This is a genomic window from Kitasatospora sp. NPDC006697 (assembly GCF_042869935.1).
Taxonomy (GTDB): Bacteria; Actinomycetota; Actinomycetes; order Streptomycetales; family Streptomycetaceae; genus Kitasatospora.
The window spans coordinates 363,607-382,313 of record NZ_JBIAGU010000001.1 but is presented as its reverse complement, the minus strand read 5'-3'; the positions used below and the strand labels follow the sequence as shown (position 1 = coordinate 382,313).

Annotated in this window: 17 protein-coding genes; 7 read left to right on the top strand and 10 right to left on the bottom strand. The window is 72.6% G+C overall.

What is annotated here, in order from left to right:
* Window positions 1-108 precede the first annotated feature (108 nt).
* Entirely contained in the window at window positions 109-714 is a 606-nt protein-coding gene (locus tag ACFYNO_RS01675; protein WP_388003455.1) for an NTP transferase domain-containing protein, read from the bottom strand.
* A 130-nt stretch (window positions 715-844) separates the two neighbouring features.
* Here ACFYNO_RS01675 and moaA point away from each other — a divergent pair, with 130 nt between their 5' ends.
* Both moaA and ACFYNO_RS01665 read left to right on the top strand, forming a co-directional pair.
* On the top strand, window positions 845-1,852 hold the full coding sequence (gene moaA, locus ACFYNO_RS01670) for a GTP 3',8-cyclase MoaA (RefSeq protein WP_388003452.1): 1,008 nt from the start codon (window positions 845-847) through the stop codon (window positions 1,850-1,852).
* Between the two features lie 76 nt (window positions 1,853-1,928).
* Window positions 1,929-3,563, top strand: coding sequence for an alpha/beta hydrolase (locus ACFYNO_RS01665; protein ID WP_388003449.1), 1,635 nt, complete (start codon window positions 1,929-1,931; stop codon window positions 3,561-3,563).
* Window positions 3,564-3,612: 49 nt separating this feature from the next.
* Here ACFYNO_RS01665 and ACFYNO_RS01660 read toward each other — a convergent pair whose 3' ends face one another.
* From ACFYNO_RS01660 to ACFYNO_RS01645, 4 genes are read right to left on the bottom strand one after another with little or no spacing between them, the layout of a single operon-like run.
* Complete coding sequence (locus tag ACFYNO_RS01660; protein ID WP_388003446.1) at window positions 3,613-4,224, bottom strand: GNAT family N-acetyltransferase; 612 nt, start codon at window positions 4,222-4,224, stop codon at window positions 3,613-3,615.
* The gene (locus ACFYNO_RS01655) at window positions 4,221-5,063 is read right to left on the bottom strand and encodes a hypothetical protein (protein WP_388003443.1); all 843 of its coding nucleotides are present in this window, start codon (window positions 5,061-5,063) and stop codon (window positions 4,221-4,223) included. Before ACFYNO_RS01655 ends, ACFYNO_RS01660 begins: the two co-directional genes overlap by 4 nt.
* Window positions 5,027-5,683, bottom strand: coding sequence for a hypothetical protein (locus ACFYNO_RS01650; protein ID WP_388003440.1), 657 nt, complete (start codon window positions 5,681-5,683; stop codon window positions 5,027-5,029). Before ACFYNO_RS01650 ends, ACFYNO_RS01655 begins: the two co-directional genes overlap by 37 nt.
* A complete protein-coding gene (locus tag ACFYNO_RS01645; RefSeq protein WP_388003438.1) occupies window positions 5,680-6,099 on the bottom strand; it encodes a hypothetical protein in 420 nt (139 codons plus the stop codon). Before ACFYNO_RS01645 ends, ACFYNO_RS01650 begins: the two co-directional genes overlap by 4 nt.
* Window positions 6,100-6,419: 320 nt before the next feature.
* Here ACFYNO_RS01645 and ACFYNO_RS01640 point away from each other — a divergent pair, with 320 nt between their 5' ends.
* Window positions 6,420-7,532: a helix-turn-helix domain-containing protein gene (locus tag ACFYNO_RS01640; protein ID WP_388003435.1), complete on the top strand. Its 1,113-nt coding sequence runs from the start codon at window positions 6,420-6,422 to the stop codon at window positions 7,530-7,532.
* Window positions 7,529-8,104, top strand: coding sequence for an HD family hydrolase (locus ACFYNO_RS01635; RefSeq protein WP_388003432.1), 576 nt, complete (start codon window positions 7,529-7,531; stop codon window positions 8,102-8,104). Before ACFYNO_RS01640 ends, ACFYNO_RS01635 begins: the two co-directional genes overlap by 4 nt.
* Window positions 8,105-8,155: 51 nt before the next feature.
* On the opposite strand, the gene ACFYNO_RS01630 is transcribed toward ACFYNO_RS01635, so the two are convergent.
* A complete protein-coding gene (locus ACFYNO_RS01630) occupies window positions 8,156-8,530 on the bottom strand; it encodes a MerR family transcriptional regulator (RefSeq protein WP_388003429.1) in 375 nt (124 codons plus the stop codon).
* A gap of 115 nt (window positions 8,531-8,645) precedes the next feature.
* Here ACFYNO_RS01630 and ACFYNO_RS01625 point away from each other — a divergent pair, with 115 nt between their 5' ends.
* A complete protein-coding gene (locus tag ACFYNO_RS01625; protein WP_388003426.1) occupies window positions 8,646-9,695 on the top strand; it encodes an aldo/keto reductase in 1,050 nt (349 codons plus the stop codon).
* Between the two features lie 69 nt (window positions 9,696-9,764).
* Here the strand turns inward: ACFYNO_RS01625 and ACFYNO_RS01620 are convergent, their stop codons facing one another.
* A complete protein-coding gene (locus ACFYNO_RS01620) occupies window positions 9,765-12,077 on the bottom strand; it encodes a glycosyltransferase family 39 protein (RefSeq protein WP_388003423.1) in 2,313 nt (770 codons plus the stop codon).
* A 112-nt stretch (window positions 12,078-12,189) separates the two neighbouring features.
* Entirely contained in the window at window positions 12,190-13,320 is a 1,131-nt protein-coding gene (locus tag ACFYNO_RS01615) for an alpha/beta hydrolase (protein WP_388003420.1), read from the bottom strand.
* Window positions 13,321-13,470: 150 nt separating this feature from the next.
* On the opposite strand from ACFYNO_RS01615, the gene ACFYNO_RS01610 reads away from it, so the two are divergent.
* Complete coding sequence (locus ACFYNO_RS01610; protein WP_388003417.1) at window positions 13,471-14,418, top strand: hypothetical protein; 948 nt, start codon at window positions 13,471-13,473, stop codon at window positions 14,416-14,418.
* A 19-nt stretch (window positions 14,419-14,437) separates the two neighbouring features.
* On the opposite strand, the gene ACFYNO_RS01605 is transcribed toward ACFYNO_RS01610, so the two are convergent.
* Complete coding sequence (locus ACFYNO_RS01605) at window positions 14,438-16,414, bottom strand: CocE/NonD family hydrolase (protein ID WP_388003414.1); 1,977 nt, start codon at window positions 16,412-16,414, stop codon at window positions 14,438-14,440.
* Window positions 16,415-16,633: 219 nt separating this feature from the next.
* Between ACFYNO_RS01605 and ACFYNO_RS01600 the strand changes: the two genes are divergently transcribed.
* Window positions 16,634-17,746, top strand: coding sequence for a HoxN/HupN/NixA family nickel/cobalt transporter (locus ACFYNO_RS01600; RefSeq protein WP_388003411.1), 1,113 nt, complete (start codon window positions 16,634-16,636; stop codon window positions 17,744-17,746).
* Between the two features lie 27 nt (window positions 17,747-17,773).
* Here the strand turns inward: ACFYNO_RS01600 and ACFYNO_RS01595 are convergent, their stop codons facing one another.
* Window positions 17,774-18,700, bottom strand: coding sequence for an SGNH/GDSL hydrolase family protein (locus ACFYNO_RS01595; protein WP_388003408.1), 927 nt, complete (start codon window positions 18,698-18,700; stop codon window positions 17,774-17,776).
* Window positions 18,701-18,707: the final 7 nt, after the last annotated feature.

Sequence of the window (18,707 nt, the reverse complement as noted above, 5' to 3'; positions counted from 1 at the left end):
AACGGCGCCGATTAAGGCAATGATCAGGGCCAAATCAGGGTCAATCACGCGTTGCGGATGAGTCGTCACGGTGCGCGAGCCAGAGGCCCGAGTCAACCTGACGGACCGTCAACTCACCGACCAGCGTGCCAGGTCGGCCGGCGTGTCCAGGTCGTCCGGCACCGCCACGTCGCCGCACTCGACCAGCAGCAGTTCCGCCCGGTGCGCCGCCAGCAGGGCCCGCGCGCCCGCGTCGCCGGTGGCGCCGGCCGCCGCCTCGGCCAGGTGGCGGGCGCCGATCAGCACCGGGTGCCCGCGCCGGCCCGCGTAGCCGGCCGCGGCCAGCTCGGCGCCCTCGCGGTGCGCGGCCAGCAGCCGGGCCACCGCGGCCGGGGTCACCCCGGGCGTGTCCACCAGGGCGACCAGCACCGCCGGGGCACCGGCCGGCAGCGCCGCCAGGCCGGCCCGCAGCGAGGAGCCCATGCCCTCGGCCCAGTCCGGGTTGGCCACCACCGTGCACCCCGCCAGCTCCGCCTCGGCCGCCGCCCGCTCCCGCTCGGCACCGAGCACCACCAGCACCGGGTCGCAGCCGCCGGCCCGCACGGTGCGCACCGCGTGCTCGACCAGCGGGCGCCCGCGGAACGGCAGCAGCGCCTTGGGCCGTCCGCCCAGCCGGCGCCCGCCGCCCGCGGCGAGCACCAGGGCGGGGACGGCGGCGGCAGCGGCTTCGGGCATGCCACCACTGTGCCGTGCCCGGCGGCCCGCCGGCCTTGTGCGATTCGCCAAGGCGGGCCGCCCGGCCCTGGACGAGGCCCGGTCCATCCGCCGCTGGATCTTTGCGCCGAACCGGCTTCTACTGGCCGACATGCACAACGCACCTGTCCCGCTGACGGACCGCTTCGGCCGGGTCCACACCGATCTGCGGGTCTCCCTGACCGACCGCTGCAACCTGCGCTGCACCTACTGCATGCCCGCCGAGGGCCTGGACTGGCTCCCGCGGGCCGAGGTGCTGACGGACGAGGAGCTGGTCCGGCTGGTGCGGATCGCGGTGCGGCGGCTGGGGATCACCTCGGTGCGGCTGACCGGCGGCGAGCCGCTGCTGCGGCGCGGACTGCCCGCGCTGGTGGCCCGGCTGGCCGAGCTCGGCCCCGAACTGTCGCTGACCACCAACGGCATCGGCCTGGCCCGCACCGCCGGCGCCCTGCGCGCGGCCGGCCTGCACCGGGTCAACGTCAGCCTGGACACCCTGCGCCGTGAGCGCTACCGGGAGCTCACCCGCCGGGACCGGATCGAGGACGTCTTCGCCGGCCTGGCCGCCGCCAAGGCGGCCGGCCTGGCGCCGGTCAAGGTCAACGCGGTGCCGGTCCGCGGGGTGAACGAGGACGAGATCACCGACCTGGTGGAGTTCGCGGCCGGGCACGGCTACCGGATGCGGTTCATCGAGTCGATGCCGCTGGACGCCCAGGGCGCCTGGGACCGCTCGGCGATGGTCACCGCCGACGAGCTGCTGGCACTGCTCGGCGAGCGCTGGGAGCTGGAGCCGGTGGAGCGGGTGCGGTCCGCCGGCGGCACCCCGCCCGCGGAGGAGTGGCGGATCGCCGGGACGGACACCGTGATCGGCGTGATCGCCTCCGTCACCCGTCCGTTCTGCGGCACCTGCGACCGGGTGCGGCTGACCGCCGACGGCCAGCTGCGCAACTGCCTCTTCGCCACCGAGGAGTCGGACCTGCGCGCGCTGCTGCGCTCCGGCGCCGACGACGGGGCGGTCGAGACCGCCTGGCGCCGTACCATCGCCCGCAAGGGGCCCGGTCACGAGATCAACTCGGCGGCCTTCGTCCGCCCGGACCGCCCGATGTCGGCGATCGGCGGCTGACGGAGTGACAGGTGGGGCACAGGAGGATGAGCCCCCCGGATGAGTTCGTGTGAAGAGCTGGTGATATTTCTCTGCGGTGACCATTGCTCGAGCGCGCCTGGCGCGCCGCATCCTGCCCGTCGTGCTGGGGGCCACCGTACTGGCCGGTTGTAGCGGGTCCGGGGGGACCAAGGCCGCGGGGACTCCCGCCGCCACGCCGGCAGCCGCGTCCCCGACTCCCTCGCCCTCCGCCCCGCCGTCCCCGTCGGCCTCGCCGACGCCGACCGCCAAGCCGACCGGCGCTGACGACCCGGCGCTCAAGCCCTTCTACACCCAGCAGATCGCCTGGGGCGCCTGCACCGACGACGGCAGCTACCAGAAGATCGACCTCACCAAGTTCCAGTGCGGCACCGCGCACGTCCCGCTGGACTACGCCAACCCGGCCGCGGACGGCATCGACCTGGCGCTGGTCCGCCGGCCGACCACCGGCAAGCAGCAGCGGGTCGGCTCGCTCTTCGTCAACCCCGGCGGCCCGGGCGGCTCCGGCGTCGAGGAGGTGCTGTACGGCGCGGACGGCTCGATGAAGGGGCTGGACGACCGCTTCGACCTGATCGGGTTCGACCCGCGCGGCGTCGGCAAGTCCGCCCCCGTGCACTGCCTGGACGACGCCGGGTACGACACGTGGTACACCGCTGACCACCCGGCGCAGAACAAGGGCAAGACCCTGGCCGACGGCTGCCAGGCCAAGTCCGGCAAGCTGCTGCCCTTCGTCGGCACCCAGAACGTGGCCCGCGACCTGGACGTGCTGCGCGGCGCGGTCGGCGACCAGAAGCTCAACTACCTGGGCTTCTCGTACGGCACCTTCATCGGCATCGACTACGCCGAGCAGTTCCCCGACCGCACCGGCCACCTGGTGCTGGACGGGGTGATGGACCCCTCGCAGTCCCTGCTCGACTCCGACGTGCAGCAGCTGGCCGGCTTCGAGGGTGTCTTCGAGCACTGGGCGGCCGACTGCGTGACCCAGACCAACTGCCCGCTCGGCAAGGATCCGGCCACCGCCGCCAAGAAGGCCGCCGACTTCCTGGACGGCCTGGCCGCCAACCCGATGACCGCCAAGGACGGGCGCGAGCTGACCGCCTCCCAGGGCTGGACCGGCACGCTGGAGATGCTCTACGGCGGCGCCAAGTCCTGGGAGTACCTGCGCGGCGCGCTGAGCTGGGCGATGAAGGGCAACAAGCCCGACTACCTGCTGAGCTTCGCCGACGACTACAACGGCCGCGACAGCAAGGGCCACTACGCCAACCAGCAGGACGCCTACGCGGCGGTGATGTGCGCCGACTTCGGCGCCGGGATGCCCACCGACGCGCAGGTCGACCAGGCCCTGGAGCAGGACCACCAGAAGGCGCCCTACCTGAGCAAGCACTTCACCAAGGACGACCTCTTCGACCCGGACTGCCGCGCCTGGCCGTACCACCCGTCCGCCGCGCCCGGCCCGATCAGCGCCCCCGGCGCCGCCCCGATCCTGGTGGTCGGCTCCACCGGCGACGACGCCACGCCGTACCCGTGGGCCCAGAAGGCGGCCGCCGCGCTGCCCGGCGCCGTGCTGCTGACCCGCGACGGCGACGGGCACACCGGCTACGGCAAGAGCGCCTGCATCAAGACCGCGGTCGACGCGTTCCTCGGCACGGGCACCATGCCCGCCGCCAACACGCACTGCCCGACCGACGGTTAGCCCTCGCGGGCGTCCAGGATGTCCTCGTAGACGTGCACCTTGTAGCTGATCAGATCGAGGTTGCGCCCCAACTCGACGAGCTGCTGCCGGACCCGCCGCTGGTGGGTCCGCAGCAGCTCGATCCGTTCCTCCTCGTTGCCCTCGCCGGCCCGGGCCAGCTAGGGCTCTGAGCGGGCGACACGTGCGGTACGGGGCCGGCGGCCCATGGTGGTCGGATGGTGTAGGTCAGGAATCCGGCGCGTTCACCGAGCGAGACGAATCCCGCTTTGAGGAGGACACGGCCGGAGGCCGGATTGTCGGGGTGATGCCTGGCACGGACCTCGGGAAGTGCGAGGTGGCCGAAGGCCAGGTCGAGGACCTTGCGGACCCCCTCGGTGGCGTAGCCTCGGCCCCAGGCGGCCGCCCGCACGATGTAGCTGAGGGCGGCGACAGGGCGGTCACGGTGGAGCTTGACGACTCCGACGAGGTCACTGTCCACGACGAGTCCGAGCACATGGACCGTGCGTGGTGACTCTGCCGCGGACGAGACAGCGGTGCGGGTGTAGGAGCTGGCTTCTGCGGTGTCCATCGGTGCACGGCCCAGGTATTTGGTCGACTCCGCGCTGTAGACCTGCAAAACGGCCTCGGTATCGCCGAGGGCCAGCTCCCGCAGGTCGATCACCTGTCCACCGCCTCGACGAGCTTCACCAGTTCGGAGGCGGAGGGGCGGTCCTCGGGGGCAGCCGCCAGGATGTACCGCAGCCGGGTTTGGAGGGACGGCCAGGGCATCGCGGTGGAGATCGGGACGGTGCGGTGGGCGATGGCCTTGCGGATGGCTTCCACTGGCGTGCCCTTGCCGAGCCCGGCGGCCTCGTAGTCCAGCGGCCACTTTCCGGTGATGCAGGTCCACAGGGTGCCGGCGAGAGCGTAGACGTCGGCGGTCTGCGTCGTCTCCACGGGTTGGGGACCGTTGGTGATGCGGACGGCCAGCTCGGGCGCGGTGAGGTGGATCATCGTGCCGTCGAATCCTGGCCACGGAGTGCTGTCGAGCCTGCGGGACCATGCGAAGTCGAGGAGGCGCACGCCGGCGTCGGTGTGAACGCCGTGCTGGGGCTGGAGGTCCCCGTGCACCCAGCCGTCGGCGTGGAAGTCCGACACGGTGCGGCACAGTTCCAGTGCGGCGGCGAGCGCTTCCTGGCGCCCGCCGCCGTCCTTGCGCACGGGTCGGAAGATGTCCCACGTGGAGGGCCCGACCAGCCACGGGGTCACGTACCAGACCGCGCCTTCGAAGCGCCCGGCCGTCACCCGGTAGCCGGGGAGTTGGTCCAGCACGGCGGCCTCGCGGGCAGTGACCTCGGCGGCCTCGCCGGTGCCGAGCTTGATGCTCGCCGCACCGCGTGGGCCGCTGGCCTTCCACACGGTCGAGCCGCGCCGGTCGCTGATCTCCTCCAAGCTGACCGGCCCGCAGATCACCTCCGCGGCTTTCAACGCCTCGTGGGTCTCGGCAAGGAACTCGCCCATTCTCGAACTGCCTTCCAGTCACAAGGGATGTGCTCAAAGACGTCTCGGCCGTCGTCGGACGAGACCGCAAGCGTTGCCGCAAGGTCGGGGGTGGCCTCGAGGAACTTCGGGTCCAGCGGCCGGACACCCGCCCGTACCGGGAGGAACGAGAAGGGCGGTGGCGGGATGCACTGCCCGTTTCTGCCGGACTCGGCCGTGCCCCGGGGGAACTTGCCGAACATGAGCCCGACCGGGGCGTACAGGTGCTTCATCGCCCAGTGTGGCCAGGCCATCAGCTCGCGGTGGTCGGCACCTTCGCAGTGCCCGCGCAGGACGATGTTCTCGCAGGCGAGGAGACCGTACGGCCGCCGCATCAGCGGCCGAACCCATTCCGCAGCCTGGACCCCGGCATAGAACAACTCGGCCTCCACCGCGTGCCGGTGGCTGCCCGGGGTGATCTCGTACACCGTCCATCCGGTCATGCCTCGCATGGTGGACGGCCGCAGGAACGGGCAGTGCTCGTACAGCCTGGTGAGGTAGCGGCCCATGTCCACGCTGACCGGGTTCGACGTCCGTGACTCGGTGAGGCGGAGCGCCCCGGCCGTGAGCCGGGGCGCTGCGCCGAATGGAGCGATGATCACCGAGTGGTCGCCGTCGGAGCCAGGTCGTCGCCCTCGGTCGGGGCGGGCGAGCAGTCCCACTCGCCCCAGACCTCGCCGGTTTCCCGGTAGCGGGCCAGCGCCTCGGTGTTGACCGTGCCCTCGGCGTCGGTGAACCAGATCTCCGGCAGCGGGCCGTAGGCCTCCTCGTAGACGCTCACCCAGGAGATGAAGCCGATGCCCCCGTCGTCGGTGTGGGCGAGCTTGCGGCCGGCGTGCTGGATGGCGAACGCGTCGTGGGCAGCCGGGTCGTTGACGAGCTGGTGCCAGGCGGCGTCAATGGCGGTGGAGAACATCTGCGGCGCGGCCTGGTCCGAGTCGAGGAGCCGCGCGGCGAGGGTGAAGAACTTGCCCAGCTCCTCCAGCTCGACGCTGGGCGTGATGGTGGCGGTACTCATGTGCCTCTCCAATCGGGTTGGTGTCTGCACACTCGGGAGTCGGTGGGCAGCCATCGGGGAGAGCCGCCCGATCGGGTTGTCCGGGAGGCTGGGCATCACGGTTGTTCGGAGGAGCCCGAGTTGGTACTAGGCTTCCGCTGTCATCGGTGATGCCGTAGTCATGACGTTACGGTCGGTGAGACCGGGATTCGACGGACTGCCAGTGCGAGTTCCTCGGACGATCGAGGCCAAGGGGGCCTGAAATGGCTGCTCGGAAACCGTCGAGGCACCCCGCAGAACTGACTGGCAGTCAGCCCGAGGTTCCCCGAGTCCCCGAGGGAGTGATCTCCGGCTTCCTGTTCAAGGTCATCCGGGAGCAGATCCCTCGGACTCAGGACGAGTTGGCCATGAACCTGGGTGTGGACAAGAGCACTGTCCAGGGCTGGGAGTCCGGACGTCGACCGCTCACCTCCACCAGAGCCGGGAATCTGGTGGTGCTACGCCGAAAACTGATCCTGCTTGGCGCCCCGCCCGGACTGGTGAACCTGATCAGCCTCGCGATGGACGCGGACTTCGTCCTCGGCGAGATGCTGCGGTCGCGGCCTACGAGGGCCGAGGTTCTGGAGCATCCACTCGCCGGCTGGGTTCTTACCCGGGACACCACTCACATGATCGGCTGGGCTGTCAGCGGCGTTCTGCCCGGGGCGGTGGCCGCCGAGTTGACTGTCCCCGCCACCCGACGTGGGCCGGTCACCACTGCGCCGCTCCTCGAACAGGACCAGCGCTCGCGCTTCTTCGACAACCTCCGGCGTACCGCCGACATGGTGGAGGGCGGGGGCGAGGAGGCCGCATTGCTCCGTCGGCAGGTCTGGTACCTGTCTTCTTACGACCGGTCCCGCACCGTGGTCGAGTGGTTCGGGGGGATGCGGCGGCGTGGTCGGATTCCCTCGGCCGGCCTGGGATGGTCCCCGCGCTGGGTCGAGGCGCGATCGGTCGCGGCGGCACTGGCGCGTCAAGGGGATCCTGAACTGCTCCGGGACTTCATCGCCCGCTCGATCACCGACAACGACGATTTCGAGACCGCGAACCTGAACTACTGGGCTCATTGGCTCGGGCTCGACCCACGTCCCCAGAGCAACGATGACTTCATGGCCGAGCACGAACGTCAGGTGTGGGACGCCTCCTCGTTGCTGCGACAGTTCGCGATCCGGCTGGACCGGGCGGGCGAGTACACCGACCTGTACGTTCATTCGATCTGGGCGCTCATGCTCGGCCGACGTGCCCTGGCCGACGCGGATCCCCGTACGGCCCGTGATCTGGCCGCACGAGTGCTTACGCTGCTCGATCATGACGACTTGTCACGGCAGTCCCGCCGTGAATTGGAGTCTGTTCACTACGGTCTGCGGGTAGGCGGCTACTGCAGCAACCGATCCAACAGCGAAGGACAGCGATGACGGACGACACGCAGGCGAGGGGCACCGCGAGCTACTTGTTCGAGGCTGGCATGCTCAAGCGAGCGAAGCGCTCCGGCTGGTGGATCGCAGGGGTCAAGGACCCCGAGACGATCGCCGAGCACTCGTTTCGGACGGGCGTTGTCGGCGCCGTGCTCGCGATGATGGAGGGCGCCGACCCGGCCAAGGTCGCCCTTCTCTGTCTCTTCCACGACACCCAGGAGACCCGGATCAGCGATATTCCCCACATCGGCCGGCGCTATCTCACCGCCGCCTCGAACGAACGCGTGACCGCCGACCAGGTCAGCGCCGCTCACCCGGCCGTTGTCGCCGGGGTGCAGGCCATCGTGGAGGAATACGAGAACGCCGAGAGCCTGGAGGTCACCGTCGCCCACGACGCAGACAAGCTGGAGTGCCTGATCCAGGCCGTGGAGTACCGCGAGCAGGGATACCAGAACGTCCAACCGTGGATCGACAGCAGCTTCGGTAGCCTCAAGACCGAGTCGGCCCGCATCCTCGCCGAGTCCGCACTGACCATGACGTCCCTGGAATGGCAGAAGGTCTACCTCGGCTGACGCGCACGGTCCGCTGCGTGCCGCCGCCAACACGCACTGCCCGACCGACGGTTAGCCCTCGCGGGCATCCAGGATGTCCTCGTAGACGTGCACCTTGTAGCTGATCAGATCGAGGTTGCGCCCCAACTCGACGAGCTGCTGCCGGACCCGCCGCTGGTGGGTCCGCAGCAGCTCGATCCGTTCCTCCTCGTTGCCCTCGCCGGCCCGGGCCAGCTCGGTGTAGCGGCGGACCTCCGGCAGCGGCATCCCGGAGCCGCGCAGCACGATGCAGAGGTTGAGCCAGTCCACGTCCCCCTCGGTGTAGACCCGCCGCCCGCCCGCGCCCCGGCGCGGCGGTTCGGCGAGCACGCCCTCCTTCTCGTAGAAGCGCAGGGTGTGGACGCTCAGGCCGGTGCGCTCGGCCACCTGTCCGATGGTCAGATCCATGCCAGTGAGCATACTGACGGTCGATCACGCTCCCCAGGACTTGATCTAGAGCCGACTCCAGCTCCTAGAGTCGCTGATCAGCAAGGAACGGTCGGCACGAAGGGGGCATTTCGCCATGCGGTACCGCAGTCTGGGCAGGACCGGGATCGAGGTCAGTGCGTACTGCCTGGGGACGATGATGTTCGGGTTCGTCGGGAACCCGGACCACGAGGAGTGCGCGCGCATCCTGCACCGGGCGCTGGATGCCGGGATCAACTTCGTGGACACCGCCGACATGTACTCCAGCGGGGAGTCCGAGCAGATCGTCGGCAAGGCGCTCAAGGGGCGCCGGGACGAGGTGGTGCTGGCGACCAAGGTGCACTTCCCGATGGGCGAGGGGCGCAACCGGGGCGGGAACTCGCGGCGGTGGATCACCCAGGCCGTGGAGGACAGCCTGCGGCGGCTGGACACCGAGTGGATCGACCTCTACCAGGTGCACCGGCCCGACCACACCACGGACATCGAGGAGACCCTCGGGGTGCTGGCCGACCTGGTCAGCGCCGGGAAGATCCGGGCCTTCGGCCACTCGACCTTCCCCGCCGAGCAGATCGTCGAGGCGCAGTGGGTGAGCGAGCGGCGGGCGCTGCCGCGGTTCCGCACCGAGCAGGCGCCGTACTCGCTGATGGCGCGCGGGATCGAGGCCTCGGTGCTGCCGGTCTGCGAGCAGTTCGGGATGGGCGTGCTGACCTGGAGCCCGCTGGCGAGCGGCTTCCTGACCGGGCGCTATCGGCAGGGGCAGCCGGTCGACCTGACCCGGGGCCGGGCGGCGCTGCACCCCGGGCGGTTCGACCCGGAGCTGCCGGTGAACGTCGGCAAGCTGGCGGCGGTGGAGCGGCTGCTGGAGGTCGCGGACGACCTGGGGTGCACGCTGCCGGAGCTGGCGACGGCCTTCCCGCTGGCGCACCGGGCGGTCACCTCGGTGATCATCGGGCCGCGCACGCCGGAGCAGCTGGAGGCCGCGCTGAAGGGGGCGGAGCTGGTGCTGGACGATGCGGCGCTGGACCGGATCGACGCGATCGTGCCGCCCGGGGCCAACCTGTACCACCCGGACGGCGCCTGGACGAACCCGGTGCTGAGCGACCCCGCCCGGCGCCGCCGGGCCGCGGTGGAGCGCTCGGCGGGCTGAACGGGTACCGAAACGACTCGGGCCGCCTGACCTCGCGTCAGGCGGCCCGAGCGGTTTCCCGGGGAGGGGTCAGGAGGTGGGCTCGGTCAGGTCGTAGATCGTCGCGCTGCCCACGGTCCGGGCGGTGAAGTGCGAGCTGACCCAGGTGTTGATCTCGGAGCTGTCCGAGGAGCCGCCCATGCTGCCGCCGAAGCCACCGCCGCCGATGAAGTAGTGGACCTTGCCCTGCTGGACGTACTTCTCGAAGTCGGCGAGCGAGAGGGACGGGTCGGAGCCGTTGAAGCCGCCGAGCGACATCACCGGGACCCGGGCGGCGAGCTGGTAGCCGGCCGCGTTCTGGGAGCCGACCGCCGCGGCCGCCCAGGTGTAGTGGGAGGCGTCGGTCCTCAGCAGGTCGGCCGCCGCCGGGCTCACCTTGGCGCCGTCGAGCAGGCCGCCCATGCCGCCGCCGCCGAAGCCGCCGCCGGTCCGACCGCCGCCGGCGCCGCCCGTGCCCGTGCCGCCGGTTCCCGGGGCAGTGCCGGTACCGCCGCCCGGGAACCCGCCGCCGCCTGGGAAGCCTCCACCGCCGAACCCGCCGCCGGGGAAGCCGCCCCCGGTCCCGCCGCCCGGGAACCGGAAGCTGCCCCGGGTGCGCCCCTGCCCGCCGGCCGCGCGGCCCTTGCCACCGCCGAACCCGCCCGGGAAGTCGCCGCCGGCCACCCGCGGCCCGGCCGTCGGGATCGAGCCGGTGTGCGGCGTGCCCACGGTGTCCAGCGCGTACGCCGTCGGCCCGCCCAGCGCCGCCGCCAGCCCGACCAGCCCCACCACCGTCGCCAGCCGCGCGCCCAGCCGCCCCGCCAGCAGCAGCGCCGCCGCCGCGAGCAGCCCGCCGACCAGCACCGCCCAGCGCAGCCACGGCAGGAACCCGGAGCTGCGGCCCAGCAGCACGTACCCCCAGACCGCCGTGGTGCCGAGCACCACCGCCAGCGCCGCCGCGTACGGCAGCCGCCGCCGGGCCCGCCAGAGCCCGTCCACGCCCATGCCGACCAGCGCCGCGATCGCCGGGGCCAGCGCCACCGTGTAGTACTGGTGGAAGATGCCGCCCATGTAACTGAACGTCAGGCCGGTGCTGAGCAGGAAGCCGCCCCAGACCAGGAACGCGGTACGGGCCGAGTCGGTGCGCGCCGCCCGCCGGGTGGCCCAGAGGCCGACCAGCAGCAGGAGCAGCGCGGCCGGCAGCAGCCAGGCGATCTGGCCGCCGATGTCGGTGCCGAACATCCGGGTGAGGCCGGTGCTGCCCCAGTGGCCGCCGCCGCCCCGGCCGCCGCCGGGACCGCCCGCGCCGCCGAAGCCGAAGGCCCGCTCCAGCGCCGCGCCGCCGGTGCCCCCGCCCGGCCGCGCCCCGCCGCCGCCCACGCTGCCGGTCTCGTCGCCGGTGAGCCGGCCGAAGCCGTTGTAGCCGAAGGTCAGCGAGAGGAAGCTGTCGTCCTGCGAGCCGCCGACGTACGGCCGGTCGGCCTTGGGCACCAGCTCCACCACGGCCACCCACCAGCCGGCCGAGACCACCAGCGCCAGCCCGGCGGCCAGCAGCTGGCGCACCCGCCGCCACAGCCCGGTCGGCGCGACCACCAGGTAGACCAGCGCGAAGCCGGGCAGGACCAGGAAGGCCTGCAGGGTCTTGGTGAGGAAGCCGAAGCCGAACATCACCCCGGCCAGCAGCAGCCACCTGGTGCTCGCCGTCTCGGTGGCCCGCAGCACCGCGTAGGCGGCCAGCGTCATCAGCAGCACCAGCAGCGCGTCCGGGTTGTTGAACCGGAACATCATCGCCGCCACCGGCGTGAGCGCCAGCGCCGCGCCGGCCAGCAGCCCGCCGAGCGGCCCGAACCGGCGGCGCACCGAGGCGTACAGCACGCCCACCGTGGCGACGCCCATGAGCACCTCGGGCGCCAGCACGCTGAACGAGCCGAGCCCGATCGCCCGGGCGGTCAGCTCCATCGGCCAGAGCGACATCGGCGGCTTGTCCACCGTGATGAAGTTCGCCGAGTCGGAGGAGCCGTAGAAGAAGGCCTTCCAGCTCTCGGTGCCGGCCTGCACGGCGGCGGAGTAGAAGGAGTTGGCCCAGCCGGAGGCCGTCAGGTCCCAGAAGTAGAGGACGGCGGTGGCCAGCAGCAGGGCCAGGAAGGCCGGCCGCACCCAGGCCGGGTCCTCCGGCCGGCCGCGCCAGGCCCGGCGGGGGAGCGTGCGCAGCCGGTCCGACCAGCCCCGGGCCGCCCGGTCGGCAGCGGCCGGCGGCGGTGGCACAGGTGGGAAGAGCGGCTCGACCGGCAGGGTCGGCGGGGGGAAGTCCTGGGCCTCCGGCCACGGGACGCTGCTCTCGGGGGCGGAACTGGTCGTGGTCATGGACGCTACGCTGCGGGCGGCGTCTGAGAGGGCGATGAAGGGTGACTGTGAGCCGCCTGTGATCTGCGGATCAGTCGTCCGACGGCCCGTCAGGAGGCCTGCGGGCGGGGCCTCAGGCGCTCGCCGCGCCGGTGCCCGGGGCGGTCAGGTGGCGGCCCAGCCACTCCAGGGCCGGCGGGATCTCCCGGGACCAGGTGTGGAAGTTGTGGCCGCCGCTGTCCAGGGTGATGGTGGAGAGCTGGGTGGGGGACTTGAAGGCGGCGACCATCTGCTGGGTGGCCTTGTAGTTGTCCTCGTTGTAGCTGGTCGCCAGCAGCAGCGAGACCGGGGCGGCGGGCGCGTTGCGCAGCCGCCAGAGCAGGTCGTTCTCCTGCTTCAGCTGGGCGCTGCCGCCGAACAGGTCGCCGGTGGTCGGGTCCTCGGCGGCGGTGTAGTCGGCGGAGAGCGAGATCGCGGCGCCGTAGGAGCCGGGCTTGCGCAGGGCGAACTTCAGCGCGCAGTAGCCGCCGGTGGAGTCGCCCATGGCGGCGTGCGCGGCGGCGTCGGGGAGGATCCGGTAGCCGCCGGCCAGCACCTTGGGCAGGTCCTCGGTGAAGAAGGTCTCCACCTGCGGGCCGTGCGGCACGTCCACGCACTCGGTGTCGCGGTTGCCGGCCAGGGTGGGCCGCATCATCACCAGCACGGTGGGCGGCAGCTGCTTGGCGTCGATCGCGGTCAGCGTGCTGGTCGGCCACTGCATCAGCGAGATCAGCTTCTCGGCCGAGCCGGGGTAGCCGGAGAGCACCAGGGCCATCGGGAACTTCTGGCCCGCGTAGGCGGTCTGGAAGTACTGCGGCGGCAGGTAGACGTAGGCGGAGCTGCTGAGCCCGGACTCGGCGCCGGTGAGGCTGACCTTCTGGATCACCCCGGAGCGGTCCTTGGCGGAGCCCTGCGAGCTGTAGACCTTCTGCTCGCCGGTGACCGAGAGCGCGTTGCTCGGCTTGTGGTCCACCACCGTGCCGGGGCCGCCGGCGGTGCCGAGCAGGTCGGTCCAGGAGGTGTAGAAGCCGAAGTAGGAGTTGGCGACCAGCCCCATGGCGACCAGCACCATCACCTGGGTGCCGGCGAAGGCGCCGAGCCGCCCGAGCAGCGCCTTCCAGCCCTTGCCGGCCAGCTTGGGCCAGAGCCACATGGTGGCGGCGAAGGCCAGCACGGCGAGCAGACAGGCGACGATCTGCAGCGGGGTTCCGGTCAGCGCAAGCACGCGGGTGATCTTAATTCACCGCCCGCGCAAGCGTGCAGGTCACCCCCGGACAGGACTGTTACCGAGCCGTTGCCTGCTGTGTTGACCCATGTGACGGCCTTGCGGGACGCTGAGCCCGACGCTTACGCGAGGAGCCTTTGGGGGGCTGCTTTGCCCGGAACACACACCACCCGCCTGCTACCGCCGGCCGCGCTGCTGCTGGGCGGCACGCTGCTGGTCACGGCCTGTGCCTCGACCGCCGCAACGGGACCGCACCCGGTCCGCTCCGGCGACGCGATCGGCACGGTCGTCACGCCCAGTCCGACACCCACGCCGTACGGCCAGAACCTGAGCAGCTACGTCGGCCCGGTGAACGACGCGCTCGGCAAGCTGCCGCAGGCCGGCAGCCTGGACGATCTGAGCACCTCGCTGACCACCCTGTCGGGCGCCGCGAGCTCCGGCTCCACCGGCCTGCAGGGCGTGACCGCGCCGGACAGCATCTCGGACGCCAACCGCCAGCTCTACGTGGCCCTGAACACCCTGGTCAGCAACATCAGCGGGGTGCAGGACGACATCAAGTCCAACAAGGTCTGCGCGACCTCCTCGGCGCTCGCCGAGGCCGGCGCGATGCAGGGCCTGAAGGACGTCCAGAGCGCCCTGCAGACGCTCGGCAACTCGGGCTTCACCACGGCCTTCAACGTGCCGCAGACCGGCCAGCTGCAGCAGCGGGCGCTGAACAACGGCGCCTCGGTCCGCAAGGGCAACAACGACGGCAGCGGCGAGATGACCGTCGACAACAGCAACGGCGACGGCGACGCGGTGATCACGCTGGCCAGCGGCGGCCAGTCCGCCTACTCCTTCTACGTGGTCAAGGGCCAGACCGCGAAGATGACCGGCATCCGCGACGGCCACTACGACATCTTCTTCACCGGCGGCGTGGACTGGGACAACACCACCGACAAGTTCACCCAGGACTGCAGCTTCTCCAAGTTCGACCAGGGCAACGACTTCACCACGACCAGCACCACCTACTCGACGCTGACCATCACGCTGAAGGCCACCGTCGGCGGCAACGCCTCCACCAGCGACGTGCCGCCCGGCCAGTACCCGACGCCCTGACCGGGGCGGTGACGGGCCGTCAGGCCGCGGTGCGCGGGATCCGGCGCTCCCAGTCCCGCTCGAAGAGCACCGCGCCGCCCTCCCAGGCGGTCAGCCGGCTGCGCGCCGTGAACGCCTCGGCGTCGCAGTCGAGCCGGGTGGTGACCCGGACGGTGACGTCCCAGCCCAGCTCGGGCCGCTCCAGCCGCACCGAGCGGTCGCAGCGGACGGCGGCCGAGAGCGGGTCGGCGCGCTGCACCGAGTACTCCTCGGTGACCTCCTCGGCGCGCACCAGCCCGTCCGGGTAGGTGACCGCGCCGCCCTGCAGCGGGGCCAGCTCCAGGCGCCACTGGCCGGTGGCGTCCAGCCGGCGCAGCACCCGGCGCGGGCGCGGCGCGGTCGGGCTGGTGCGGCGCACCGCGGCCGGCCCCGACTGCTCGGGCTCGCCGAAGGCGACCGGCGCCCGCCCGGCGTCAGCGGCCAGGTGGCGCACCGGCAGGGTGAGCGCGCTGCGGCCCGGGTCGACCAGGAAGCCGCCGCCGGCCGGCTGCGGCCAGGCCTCGGGCCAGTAGGCGGAGGAGAGCGCGAGCCGCAGCCGGTGGCCGACCGGCACCGCGTGCCCGGCCGGGGCCAGCTCGAACTCCACCTCCTCCACCGCGCCCGGCTCCCACTCCAGCGCCAGGTCGGTGCCGCGCCGCGCGGCCAGGTTGAGCAGGCCGGTGCTGACCAGCTCGGAGGCGCCGTCCGGCGCCACGTCGCAGAGCCGGGCCGCGACCTGCCCGCGCGCGGTGCCGGCCGGCAGCCGCAGGCGCAGCCGCAGCGCCGGGCGCCCGAGCAGTTCCAGCCGTTCGGCCAGCGGCGCACTGTCGAAGCAGACCGAGCGGCCGTCCTCGGCGCGCTGCTCGCCGGCCGGGGCGTCCGGGCCCGGGGCGTCGGCGCCGGTCTGCTGCGGGGAGCGGACCGGCACGAAGCGCTCGCCGGCCGGGGTGCCGGCGGTGCGCAGCGCCTCGGCGAGGTCGTAGTGGATCTCCCGGACGTCGTCGGAGGGCCAGTGGTCGTCGGCGATCCAGCGCCCGCGGCCCGGGGCGCCGCCCTCGCCGAGCCAGCTGCGCAGGGCCGGCTCGGCGGCGGCGCCGGTGTCGGCCTCCCGCAGCCACTGGTCCCACCAGCGCAGGGTCTCCTGGAGGAAGCCGATCGCGCCCTCGCCATCGGCCTGGTCCGGGTAGCCGTCCCCGCTCCACGGGCCGAGCACCGCCCGGACCGGCCCGGGCAGCGACTCGGCCAGCTGCAGCACGGCGGCGGCGGAGCGGGCCGGCCAGCCGCCGACGGCCAGCACCGGCGCGGCCAGCCCCTCCGGCGCGGGCTCGGCCCAGTGGCCGTCGCGGCTCTGGTGGGCCAGCACGCCGTGCAGCGGGGGCTGCAGTTCGGCCAGCCGGTCCAGCCACTGGCGGCGCCAGTGCTCGCCGGCCCGCACCGGGTCGGGCGGCAGCGCGGCCTCGGTGAGCCGGGCGGTGGCCCGGGACGGCACGGCGGCGGCCCGCAGCGCGCCGCCCGGGTAGTGGGCGGCGAACCGGTCGCCCTCGGGGTGGACGGCGACCACCGCGCGGACCCGGCCGGGGTGCCGGGCGGCCAGCCGCAGCGCGGTGTCGGCGGCGGGGCCGAGCCCGAGCAGGCCGGTGCGGCCGTCGCACCAGTCCTGGGCGGCCAGCCAGTCGAGCACCGCGCCGCCGTCGGCGAGCAGCGACTCGCCGGGCTGGTCGAGCCCGCCGGAGCCGCCCCAGCCGCGGGCGTCCACCCGCAGCGCGGCGAAGCCGTGGCCCGCGTACCAGGGGTGGCGCTGGGCGTCGCGCTCGGCGGAGGCGTCGCCGAGCCGGTCGGCCCGGTACTCCAGCAGGGCGGGGACCGGGTGGCCGGTGCCGGGACGCCAGAGCCGGCCGGCCAGCTCCACCCCGTCGGGCAGCGTGATCCGGACGTCCTCGCGGGTCACCTGGTGGGGGTAGGAGGCGGGGTGGCGCACGGCTGGCCTCTCTCCGGGGCGTGGGCAGGGGCGTGGCAGGGAGCGACTGTTCCGACCATAACGGACATAACGCCGCATTACCTGACGGGGCGTGAGGGGGTTCGGCGGAGCTTGTTGCGAATGACTTGCAACTGCGAGTCGTAAGGGGAAAGGATGTCCGGGTCACCAGGACCGGTCGCACCGAGCCGACCGCCGCACAGAGAGCAGAGGACCGCGCCGATGAGCAGCGCCCCCCGCAGGACCATCCGGCTGACCCGGCAGGAGTGGCTGCGCCTGGCGGGCATGGGCGGCTTCGTGCTCGCGCTGCACGTGATCGGCTGGTTCACCCTGCTCGCGGTGATCGCGCCCAAGCACTACAAGGTCGGCACCGAGGTGTTCGGCGCGGGCATGGGCCTGACCGCCTACACCCTGGGCATGCGGCACGCCTTCGACGCCGACCACATCGCGGCCATCGACAACACCACCCGCAAGCTGATGGGCCAGGGCAAGCGCCCGCTCTCGGTGGGGTTCTGGTTCTCGCTCGGCCACTCCTCGGTGGTCTTCGGGCTCTGCGCGCTGCTGGCCTTCGGCATCCGCTCGCTGGCCGGCCAGGTGGAGGCCGACGGCTCCTCGCTGCACACCACCACCACGCTGATCGGCACCACCGTCTCCGGTGTCTTCCTGCTGCTGATCGGCCTGATCAACCTGGGCGCCTTCAACGGCATCCTGCGGGTCTTCCGGAAGATGCGCACCGGCGAGTTCGACGAGGCCGAGCTGGAGGAGCAGCTGGACAAGCGCGGCTTCCTCAACCGGATCCTCGGCCGGGTCACCAGGGCGGTGACCAAGCCCTGGCACATGTACCCGGTGGGCCTGCTCTTCGGCCTGGGCTTCGACACCGCCACCGAGGTCTCGCTGCTGGTGCTGGCCGGCGGCGCGGCGGCCTTCTCGCTGCCCTGGTACGCGCTGCTGGTGCTGCCGGTGCTCTTCGCGGCCGGGATGAGCCTGCTGGACACCATCGACGGCTCGTTCATGAACTTCGCCTACGAGTGGGCGTTCTCCCAGCCGGTCCGGAAGATCTACTACAACCTGACGGTCACCGGGCTCTCGGTGGTGGTCGCGCTGGTGATCGGCCTGATCGAGCTGACCGGCCTGCTGGCCGACCGGCTCGGCATCACCGGCGGCCCGATCGGCTGGGTGGCCGCGCTGGACCTGAACAACGTGGGCTTCGCGATCGTCGGCCTCTTCGTGCTCACCTGGGCCGGGGCGCTCGGGTTCTGGAAGTTCGGCAAGGTGGAGCAGAAGTGGTCGGCCGGGCTGCGCGCCAAGGAGGCGGAGGCCGTCGCCGCGGAGTGACGGCGGCGGCCCCCTGCTGACGGCCGGTCAGCGCAGCGCGGCCAGCACGGCGGCGGCCATCGCCTGCTCGCCGGTCGCGTTCGGGTGGAACGGCACGGCGGGCGAGCCGGGCAGCGCGCCCTCGATCCAGCGGTCGTCGGCGCAGGCGTCGTGGCCCGCGGTCGGCGTCAGGGTGTCCACGTACCGGGCGCCGTTGGCCGCCGCGGTGTCGGCGAGCATGGCGTTCAGCCGCTGCAGGATGCCGTGCAGGTAGGCCACGTCGCCGACGGTGACGGGCTGGCGGCCCGCGCAGGTCGAGGCGTCGGCGGGCAGCACCGAGGGGTAGCCGACCAGCAGCACCTTCGCGTGCGGCGAGCGGGCGTGGACCTGCTGCAGCGCGGCGGCCAGCTGCGGGGCGGCGGCGTCGATCCGGTCGGCCAGGGTGTCCTCGCCCCAGACCCACTGCCAGCTGAGCGAGGACCAGTCGAAGGCCCAGTGGCCGTGCGCGTAGACGTCCTTGCACGGGGTGCCGGCCGGGTTGACCACGGCGCCCGCCACGCAGGTGGCGATCACGTCGCCGATGCCGAGCGGCGAGGCGCCCAGGTCGTTGCCGCCGATGCCCAGGGTGACCAGGGTGGTGGCCGGGGTGAGCGAGTCGAACTGGGCGGCGTTGACCGGGATCACCGCGTCCACCTGGGGGCTGGCCAGGTCCTTGATCTTGGCGGCGGCGCAGGTGGTGTCGGTGTAGGAGGAGGCGTTCAGCGCGGCCGCGACCAGGTGGCCGTAGTTGCGGTCGGAGCGCAGGCAGAGGCCGGCCGACTGGTCGGGGACCCCGGCGCCGGCCGCGTAGGAGTCGCCGAGTGCGACGTAGGACGGGCCGGCCGAGGTGTCGGCGGTGGCGGGCGCGGTGCAGAGCGCGCCGAGGACGGCGGCCAGCGCGAGGCCGCCGAGCAGATTTCGGGCAGGGCGGAGCACGGTTCCT

Excerpts from the sequence above, each read along its gene's own strand:
- ACFYNO_RS01675 (WP_388003455.1), bottom strand. The coding sequence starts at position 714 with ATGCCCGAAGCCGCTGCCGCCGCCGTCCCCGCCCTGGTGCTCGCCGCG.
- moaA (WP_388003452.1), top strand. The coding sequence starts at position 845 with ATGCACAACGCACCTGTCCCGCTGACGGACCGCTTCGGCCGGGTCCAC.
- ACFYNO_RS01655 (WP_388003443.1), bottom strand. The coding sequence starts at position 5,063 with ATGGGCGAGTTCCTTGCCGAGACCCACGAGGCGTTGAAAGCCGCGGAG.
- ACFYNO_RS01645 (WP_388003438.1), bottom strand. The coding sequence starts at position 6,099 with ATGAGTACCGCCACCATCACGCCCAGCGTCGAGCTGGAGGAGCTGGGC.
- ACFYNO_RS01635 (WP_388003432.1), top strand. The coding sequence starts at position 7,529 with ATGACGGACGACACGCAGGCGAGGGGCACCGCGAGCTACTTGTTCGAG.
- ACFYNO_RS01630 (WP_388003429.1), bottom strand. The coding sequence starts at position 8,530 with ATGGATCTGACCATCGGACAGGTGGCCGAGCGCACCGGCCTGAGCGTC.
- ACFYNO_RS01625 (WP_388003426.1), top strand. The coding sequence starts at position 8,646 with ATGCGGTACCGCAGTCTGGGCAGGACCGGGATCGAGGTCAGTGCGTAC.
- ACFYNO_RS01620 (WP_388003423.1), bottom strand. The coding sequence starts at position 12,077 with ATGACCACGACCAGTTCCGCCCCCGAGAGCAGCGTCCCGTGGCCGGAG.
- ACFYNO_RS01600 (WP_388003411.1), top strand. The coding sequence starts at position 16,634 with ATGAGCAGCGCCCCCCGCAGGACCATCCGGCTGACCCGGCAGGAGTGG.